The 8,579-nt window shown below is 63.4% G+C and carries 9 protein-coding genes; 7 read left to right on the plus strand and 2 right to left on the minus strand.

Annotation, left to right across the window (positions count from 1 at the left end; genetic code table 11):
* Positions 1–189 (plus strand): hypothetical protein (locus tag AC1DT2_RS10980; protein ID WP_477296224.1); only part of this gene is annotated, 189 nt, incomplete at its 5' end.
* Positions 190–213: 24 nt separating this feature from the next.
* On the opposite strand, the gene AC1DT2_RS10985 is transcribed toward AC1DT2_RS10980, so the two are convergent.
* Entirely contained in the window at positions 214–672 is a 459-nt protein-coding gene (locus AC1DT2_RS10985; RefSeq protein WP_477296225.1) for a hypothetical protein, read from the minus strand.
* Between the two features lie 114 nt (positions 673–786).
* On the opposite strand from AC1DT2_RS10985, the gene AC1DT2_RS10990 reads away from it, so the two are divergent.
* From AC1DT2_RS10990 to AC1DT2_RS11015, 6 genes are all read left to right on the plus strand, one after another.
* A complete protein-coding gene (locus AC1DT2_RS10990) occupies positions 787–1,173 on the plus strand; it encodes a hypothetical protein (RefSeq protein ID WP_477296226.1) in 387 nt (128 codons plus the stop codon).
* Positions 1,174–1,244: 71 nt separating this feature from the next.
* A complete protein-coding gene (locus AC1DT2_RS10995; protein WP_477296227.1) occupies positions 1,245–2,519 on the plus strand; it encodes a TolC family protein in 1,275 nt (424 codons plus the stop codon).
* Entirely contained in the window at positions 2,516–3,649 is a 1,134-nt protein-coding gene (locus tag AC1DT2_RS11000; protein WP_477296228.1) for an efflux RND transporter periplasmic adaptor subunit, read from the plus strand. Before AC1DT2_RS10995 ends, AC1DT2_RS11000 begins: the two co-directional genes overlap by 4 nt.
* Positions 3,649–6,759, plus strand: a complete 3,111-nt coding sequence (locus AC1DT2_RS11005) for an efflux RND transporter permease subunit (protein ID WP_477296229.1) — start codon at positions 3,649–3,651, stop codon at positions 6,757–6,759. The genes AC1DT2_RS11000 and AC1DT2_RS11005 overlap by 1 nt, the downstream gene beginning before the upstream one ends.
* Before the next feature lie 13 nt (positions 6,760–6,772).
* Positions 6,773–7,237: a DUF6328 family protein gene (locus AC1DT2_RS11010; protein ID WP_477296230.1), complete on the plus strand. Its 465-nt coding sequence runs from the start codon at positions 6,773–6,775 to the stop codon at positions 7,235–7,237.
* A 165-nt stretch (positions 7,238–7,402) separates the two neighbouring features.
* A complete protein-coding gene (locus tag AC1DT2_RS11015) occupies positions 7,403–7,933 on the plus strand; it encodes a hypothetical protein (RefSeq protein WP_477296231.1) in 531 nt (176 codons plus the stop codon).
* A 33-nt stretch (positions 7,934–7,966) separates the two neighbouring features.
* On the opposite strand, the gene AC1DT2_RS11020 is transcribed toward AC1DT2_RS11015, so the two are convergent.
* On the minus strand, positions 7,967–8,579 hold a 613-nt coding region (locus AC1DT2_RS11020; protein WP_477296232.1), incomplete at its 5' end, for a methyltransferase, TIGR04325 family.

The following is an 8,579-nucleotide window of genomic DNA, read 5'->3' on the forward strand; positions in this document are numbered from 1 at the left end:
GCCTTATCCCTGGTCTCATGGGCCACGCTCGCCGCGGACCAGACTGCCAGAAGAACGCACGCCATCCATAGCAGTGACCTGCTTCCCTTGCCGTTCATCGCCACTCCCCTTTACCGCCGCAGCCGGGTCAGGCTGCATGGAACGCTTCCTGGCGGAGAATCTTTCACCGCGTCCGTACAGGGTGCGTGAACGGGCGAATTCCTTGCCTTGTCGCTAGCACCCATCGCCGCTGAAGCGGCTCCTACAGAAGAGACATGCGGCTCTTAGGACTGCGCCCGAGATCACGCCGGCGCAGCCACTGAACACTACTGTCGCCGGCAGTGAGAGCGAGCCGCTCCACTGCTCCGGTGGTCCGAAAGCCTCGAACATCACGATCCCCAGTATGGCCACGGACAGAAACGTCACCAGCCAAAGCGCGTACGCCAATAAGTCGGTGAGCGAGCTGTACTTGAGGAACCCGACGAAGCTCAATGCGAAGACGACTGCCCCGACGGCGGGCGCCGATCGGAAGCCATCGTGCCCGACGCAGACCAACAGTGCGCCCCCGTCATACGACGATACACAACGCAACAGCACGGGGACCACGGCGAACATCAGCGCGGTCCAGGGCGCCGGGTAGCGCCTCACCAGGGCAGCCGAGACGGCCGCGATCATCGATTTCTTCCAGATCATGGGCCGGAAGACTAGGGGTCCCCCGCAGCATCGGATATCGGATCATTCTGAAAAATGTGTCCGATTGCACGATGGAATTGTCTAACAGGCAGGCGATCCCCTAGCATCCCGACCATGTCCCGCACCCTTCCCACGCTGCTTCAGCGCCTGCGCCGCCACAAAGGGGGCTGGTTGCTATTGATCGCGGCGCTGATGATCAAGATCGCGGCGGGAACCGTGTGCGTGCTGGACGGCCCCCGTGTGGCATCCAACGTGCCGCCCGGCGATCACACAACGATCGAGAGCGTGGTCGCAGCGGCGACGTCGTCTGCGGACGAGGGTGACACATGCCTGCTCGGTGAAGCTGGCGGCTGCCACTGTGCCTGTGCGCACGCGACGGCGTTGCCGGCGACCCTGCCTGTTCTGGCCGCTGTCATCGGCTTGCCCGCCGTCGTCAGCCATCTACCGGCGGCGCCGAGGCTGCTGTTCAATCGTTCGCCGCTACGGCCTCCTATCGCCTGAAACCCTCGTCTCCGACGCTCGCCCGATAAATCGGGTGCGTCGATCGTTGCTGGTTTTCAGGAGATTTCCCCATGTTCTTGTTGCGTGCAGCGCCCTGGGGCGCCGTGTGCGTGTTCCTTGCCGCCACTGTTTCCGCTTCTCCTTATGCGGAGGACCCAGCGCCAGTCCTCCTCGCGCCTCCCGCGCTGCAATCCGCGGTCCATGACCTGTGGGCCAACAGCCCGCAGGTGCAGCTTGCCGACGCGGCCCTGCGCGCCGCTCAGGCACGTGCTCGCGCCGCCGCCCAACCGCTCTACAACCCCTCGGTGCAACTGGAGGGCGAGAACGCCGACGTCGATCGCCGTACGGTCGGTGCGAGCCTGGCGCTGGACCTCTCCGGCAAACGCCGGGCCCGGACCATCGAGAGCGATGCGGACGTGCGGGCGCGGCAGGCAGCCTACACACTCGCGCGTCGTGATATCGCCGCGGACTGGTTGAAGGCCTGGGCCGGCGCGATGCTGGCGCGGGAACAAACCGAACTGGGTCGCCGACGCCTGGCCCTGATGGGACGTTTCGACGAGCTCGCCGCCCAGCGTCTGAAGGTGGGCGACATCAGCAGTTCCGAACGCGACCTGGCGGCCCTGGCCCTCGGCGAGGCGCAGATCCAACAGGCGTCCCTGGCGGGCCAGGAGGCTGCGTCTGTGGCGGCCCTGGCCACGGTCGGCGGGGACGCAGGGGACGCGCTGCCCGGACTGCCTCCGGCCCTGCCGCCGAGCGCCGGGCTAGTCGTTCCTGTGGCGCTGACCGACCGCCCGGAGTGGCTTCAGGCACAAGCGGATCAGGACCGTGCCGAGGCCGGCGTCGTGGTCGCCCAGCGCGCGCAGCGGCCCGATCCGACGGTGAGCCTGACCGGCGGGCATGTGCGAAGCGGCACGCGCACCGATCGTGTCGTCGGCGTCAGCCTTTCCATTCCGATTCCGATATTGAACACCGGTCGTGCCGAGATCGCCGCCGCACAAGCTGACGCCGACGCGGCTTTCGCCTCACGACGGGCGACCACGCTGCGCTCGAACRCCGGCCTCACGCAGGCCCAGGCCACCTACACCGCCCTGCGTGGCGCGGCGGAATCGTTCCGGCAAAGCCGCGCCAACGCCTTCGACGAACGCATCCAGACCCTCGAGAAGTTGTGGCAAGCCAGCGAGATCGGCACCTCGGACTACCTCGTGCAACTCAAACAGAGCCTCGATACGGCGCTCTCCGGCCGCGCGCTGGAAAGCCAGACCTGGCAGGCCTGGTTCGATTACCTCGCCGCCTCCGGTCGTCTGACCGAATGGATCGACGGACCCTTCAAGGACACTTCCCGATGACGACGCCACTGCTCCGTTCTACCGTCCTGAGCCTCTCGCTTACCGTGTTGCTCGGCGGTCTGTCCCTTGCCGCATGCGCGGAAGATGCCCGTGCGACGGCCGCCGATGAGCCTGCGGCGAGCAACCCTCTCGTCCTCGATGCCGCCGCGATCAAGACCGCCGGCATCGTCGTCGACACCCTTACCTTCCGCACCGTGTCCGACCAGTTCAAGGCACCCGGCGAGGTCAAAGTCGACGCCTACAACACCGTACTGGTCTCGCCCCGGGTCGCGTCCCAGGTCGTCGCCCGCAAAGCGAGGCTGGGCGACATCGTCACTGCCGGCGCACCGCTCGTCGTGCTGTCCAGCGTCGAGGTGGCCGAGACACAAGGCCAGCTCATCGTAGCCAGCCAGGATTGGCAGCGCGTGGCCGCACTCGGCGCACAGGCGGTCTCGGCGCGTCGCTATAACGAAGCCCTGGTGCAGCGCGACCAGGCCAAGGCAAAGCTCAGGGCATATGGCTTATCCGAGGGGCAGATCGCCCATCTGATCAAGCGAGGCTCGTCCGCAGCGGACGGTAGCTTCGAGTTGCTCGCCCCGCGTGCCGGACGCGTGACGACCGATGCGTTCCTGGTCGGTGAACGGATCGAACCTGGCCGTCCTTTGTTCACCCTGGTCACCGAGTCGTCCGTGTGGGTCGAGGCGCGCCTGTCCCCTGCCGCCGCCGAACAGGTGAAGGAAGGCGATACGGTAACGATCGTCGCGCACGGCAGCGAACTACCCGGCAAGGTCGTGCAGCGATCGCACCAGACGGATGAAAAAACCCGCACCGTCGATGTCCGCATCCAGGTGGCCAACGAGAAGGACGTGCTGCACCCAGGGGAGCTGGTGGAGAGCCGCATCGCCATCACCTCGAACACGCGGCAGCTGGCTGTGCCCGCCGAGGCCGTCGTGCTCTTGCAGAACCAGGCCACGGTCTTCGTCCGCGGCCAGAAGCCCGGCCAGTTTGAACCGGTCCCGGTGGAGGTGGGCGACACACGCGACGGCTGGACCGAAATCAAGCAGGGTCTCGCTGCAGGCGCGCCCTACGTGCGCAAAGGCGCGTTCGCGCTGAAGGCCCGTATCCTGCGTTCGCAGCTTGGAGAAGACTGATGCTCGAGCGTCTGGTCGAACTCTCCCTCAAATACAAAGTGCTGGTCCTGATCATCTTCGCGGTGATTGGCTTGGTCGGTTTTCAGGCCGTTCGCACCTTGCCGATCGATGCCTTCCCGGACGTCACGCCCGTGCAGGTGAACGTCTACACGGAGGCCTCGGGTCTCGCCGCCGAAGATGTCGAGCAGTTGCTGACGACTCCCGTGGAGTCGGCACTTGCCGGCCTGCCGAAGGTCGAAGAGATTCGCTCCGTCAGCCTTTTCGGTCTGTCCTACGTCTCTGTCTACTTCACCGATGACATGGACATCTACTTCGCTCGCCAGCTGGTCAACGAGCGTCTGCAGCAGGTCGGCGATCGCTTGCCGGCGGGCTATGGCAAGCCGGAGATGGGTCCCAATACCTCGGGCCTGGGACAGGTGTTCTGGTATACGGTCGAGCGCGCCGATGAAAAACTGAAGAACGCTCCTTCGGACATGGACCTGCGCACCTTGCAGGACTGGACTGTGCGGCTGATCCTGCGCACGGCACCCGGCGTGGACGATGTCACCTCCTGGGGCGGCCAGGAGAAGCAGTATCAGGTGCAGGTCGACCCGATGCGATTGATCGCACACAACCTTGGTTTCAAGGAAGTGATGCAGGCACTGGAAGCCAACAACGCCCAGGTCGGCGGCAACTTCATCGACGTGGGTCGTGAGCAGTACCTGGTTCGTGGCCTGGGCCTGGTCAGGAATGCCGCCGACATCGGCAATATCGTCCTGAAGACCGACGACGGCACACCCATCTACGTGCGCGACGTCGCCACCATCATCGAGGCGGGCGCCCCGCGTACCGGCGCGGTCACTCGCGATGGCAAGGAAGTCGTGATGGGCCAGGCGCTGGCCCGTATCGGCGAGAACGCCAAGAGCGTGGTCGATGCGGTGAAAGCCAAGCTGGACACGGTCAAGCAGTCGCTACCCGCCGGCACCACCATCAAACCCGTCTACGAGCGCACCGACCTGGTCAATGCGGCGGTCGGCACCGCGGTGCGGGCGCTGGTCGAGGGTTCGATCCTCGTCGCTATCGTCCTGTTCCTGTTCCTGGGCGAATTGCGCAGCGCCCTGATCGTCGTGGTGACCTTGCCACTGGCGATGCTGATCGCATTCATAGGCATGGAGAAGGCCGGGCTCTCAGCCAATCTCATGTCGCTGGCGGGCCTGGCGATCGGTATCGGCATGATGGTCGATGGCTCGGTGGTGATGGTCGAGAACGCCTTCCGCATCATGGCTGAGCGCAAAGCGCATGGCGGGCACGTCGACAGGACCGCGGCCGTGCTCGAGGCGGCCCGTGAAGTGGCAAGCCCGATCGCGTTCGCGATCGGCATCATCATCGTCGTCTTCCTGCCGTTGTTCAGCCTGCAGGGCCTGGAAGGCAAGATGTTCAAGCCGATGGCCTTCAATATCACCTTCGCCATGGCCGGCTCGTTGATTCTCGCCCTGACGCTGATCCCCGTGCTCGCGGCACTCATGCTCAAGCCGAAGGCGGAAAAGGACACCCGGTTGGTCGCGTATCTGAAACGCGGCTACGCCCGTGTACTGATCTGGTCGCTGAGCCACCGCAAGGCGGTGATCGGCATGGCCGTGGCAGCGCTGGTCGGCAGCCTGGCACTCTTTCCGTTTCTTGGTAAGGAGTTCATGCCCAACCTCCGGGAGGGGGCGATCATGTGGCGAATCACCTCGATTCCCTCCGCCTCACTCGAGGAATCGATCGATATCTCCAACCAGGTCGCGCAACGAATCAAGGCGACGTTCCCCGAAGTCGAAACGACCCTTTCCATGATCGGCCGCGCGGAGAAAGGCGAGACCGCCGACGTGAATTACATGGAGGTCTACACCCCGCTCAAGCCGAAGGACCAGTGGCGCGCAGGACAAACGCTGGAAAGCATCGAGGAAGCGATGCAGACCGAACTCACGGCTATCCTTCCGACCGCCGTGGTCAGCTATACGCAGCCGATTCAGATGCGCATCGAAGAGCTCATTTCCGGCGTGCGCGCGACCCTGGCATTGAAGCTCTACGGCAATGACCTGGCCGAACTGGATCGGCTGAGCGCGAGAATCAAGGACACCCTGGCCACCGTGCCCGGCGTCGCGGATCTGGGCCTGGAAGCGAACATCGGCAAACCGCAGATCCGCATCGAAATCGACCGTGATGCCCTGGCTCGATACGGCCTCAACGCGGACGACATCCTCACGGTGGTCCGTAACGGTATCGGTGGCGAACCCGTGGGTACCTTGCTCGACGGCGTCAAACGCTTCGATATCGCTGTTCGTCTGAACGACGCGAACAAAGCCTCATTGTCCGCCATCGAACGGATACCGGTCCGTACGCCTTCGGGCGCACTGGTTCAGCTGTCGCAGGTCGCCAGGGTCAGCACGGCCGAAGGCTACTCGTTCATCCGCCGCGAACAGCTGCAGCGGTACGCGGTGATCCAGATGGACGTGCGCGGCCGCGATATCGATGGCTTCGTCCAGGAGGCCAACGCCAAGTTGGCGCAGGCCGTGAAGCTGCCGACCGGCTATTACACCGAATGGGGCGGCGCCTTCGAGAACCAGCAGCGTGCGTTAAAGCGCCTTTCGATCATCGTGCCGGCGACGATCTTCTTCATCTTCGTCCTGCTCTACACCGCCTTCAATTCAGTGCGCTATGCGTTCCTGATCCTGGCCAACGTGCCCTTCGCCGTGATCGGGGGCATCGTCGGATTGTTCGTCACCGGGCAGTACCTCTCGGTGCCCTCTGCCATCGGCTTTATTGCCGTGTTCGGCGTAGCGATGTTGAACGGCATTGTCCTGGTGAGCTTCTTAAACGAGCAGCAGAAGGCGGGGTTGAGCGCGCGCGATGCGGTCATCCGGGGTACGGCACTGCGACTACGCCCCGTATTGATGACCGCCAGCGTGGCGATCCTTGGACTGGTGCCCATGTTGCTCTCGTCCGGCGTCGGGGCAGAAACGCAGCGACCGTTGGCGACAGTCGTCGTGGGCGGGCTGATCACCTCGACGTTACTCACGCTCGTCTTGCTTCCCCTACTCTACGACTGGATGGAGCAGCGCAGGGTCACACGAGCATCCCTTTCCTGACAGGAGCACACCCATGTCTTCCACATTCGATGATACTGAGGCCAACGGCGACGGCGATCTCACCGATCTGCTGGGCGAACTACGCGTCCTGCTACCGGCTTCGCAACTCCTATCGGGCTTCCTGATTGCCGTTCCGTTCGCGCCCGGCTTCGCCAGGCTGGTCGGGCACGAGCAACATATCTTTCTTGCGACCTTCGTCTTCTCGCTGATCAGCCTGGTCATGCTAAGCGGGCCGGCGATCCAGCATCGGCTGATCCGCCCACTGCGCGACCGCGAGCAGTTCAAGGTGATCGCGGGACGACAGATGCTGGCGGGCGCGGTGACGCTGGCTGTCGCCCTGGTGCTGGTCACCCAACTGGTGTTGTCTGCGGTGATGGGCGACACCTTGGGCAACATCGCGGCAGCAGCACTCGGGACGCTGATTGCGCTGATGTGGTGGGGCCTCCCCTGGTGGCTACGCGGTCGCGGGCACGTCTAGCTTGTGCACCCTCTGGATGCAAGGGCACGGACAGCGCGAACCTTCAATGACTTGCGTTCTACCCTGCCCTTTCTTCGTAGCGATCGACCTCGCCATGCACTTGAATCAGAGGCCACAGAAAGTGACGATCAAGCCACATCCCAGCCTGCGCAAAAGGAGAATGCCGTGGCAGACCGTGCTCCCTCATGGATACGTGAATCCTTCGAAAGCTTCGCCCCTGGCCTCATTATGAAAGATGAGATGCCGGGTACCTGGCTATCCATCCGCACCGATACACCTGGCGAGCATCGACTCACCGACCTCTACGCGGCTGTAAAGCCCCTGCCTTCCTATGGCGATGGTACCTACGTTTTGCTGAGTGGTCCGGGCTTCGTTTCCTTCAGACTGAACAAGCCGGTCGCGAGTATCTACTTCGGCATCTGGTCATCGAGTGGGAACGGCGGCGCTGTACACGCCCGGTATTTTGGTGCGAACGGCAAAACTCTCGAGGAAATCGACCACGACGTCGTGCAGACCGGTAGTTACGGCTACTACACCTATTCCGCCGACGTCATCGCCGGCGTGGAGATCTCACGGAACGGGGCCTCGCCCGACCGTGTCTGCATCGACAACTTCGCCACGTTTGACGACGATCAGCTGAAGACACTGAAGGCGCACAAAAGGACAAACCTGACGATCGAAGATCTTTCTCGCTAGCGTCGCGATCGTGGCTGTTTGCCGACGTCGCATTCACGATGCGCCAAGACGAAACGCGAAGCCGAAGTACCGATCCAGTGAGCGTTCCGGATGAAACGGAATGATGCAGGACCGTAGTGGATTCTCCCAGCGGTCCTGCAGTTCGTAGCCGAGCTTTGCGAGGCCACCGAGGAATTCCCGTTCCGCCGTGATCCGGTACGGACAACACGCCGTACCGATGTTCTGCACCGTGAAATACGACTCACGCATATGGATGGGCACGGAATTGAGCAGCAGAAACTTCGGCTTACGGGCCATCGCCGCGAGTGCATCCTCGAGCGAATAGCTCAGGTACTGCAGCGATCCGGCGGCAAACAGTACGTCGGCACCCGAGGCTGCCCCCACCTCATCGGCAAAATGCAGCCTTCGGGAGGGATCGTGCTGGGTCGCCCATTGCGCTCCGGATGCGTTCACTGCGGGCACGTCCATCACCGTCCAGTTCAGGCTCGACGGATAGGCCAGGTACTTCTGATAGGCGTAGTAGGCGATGCCGATATGTCCACCGATATCGAAGACACGATGTGCACCTTCGGCGAACCAACGGCCCAGCCAGTAGATCATCGGATAGTCGTTAATGAAGATCCGGCGGGTCCGCTCACGATACAAC

The organism is Luteibacter sp. P4_E6 (genome assembly GCF_056401535.1).

Excerpts from the sequence above, each read along its gene's own strand:
- AC1DT2_RS11005 (WP_477296229.1), top strand. The coding sequence starts at position 3,649 with ATGCTCGAGCGTCTGGTCGAACTCTCCCTCAAATACAAAGTGCTGGTC.
- AC1DT2_RS11010 (WP_477296230.1), top strand. The coding sequence starts at position 6,773 with ATGTCTTCCACATTCGATGATACTGAGGCCAACGGCGACGGCGATCTC.
- AC1DT2_RS10990 (WP_477296226.1), top strand. The coding sequence starts at position 787 with ATGTCCCGCACCCTTCCCACGCTGCTTCAGCGCCTGCGCCGCCACAAA.
- AC1DT2_RS11000 (WP_477296228.1), top strand. The coding sequence starts at position 2,516 with ATGACGACGCCACTGCTCCGTTCTACCGTCCTGAGCCTCTCGCTTACC.
- AC1DT2_RS10985 (WP_477296225.1), bottom strand. The coding sequence starts at position 672 with ATGATCTGGAAGAAATCGATGATCGCGGCCGTCTCGGCTGCCCTGGTG.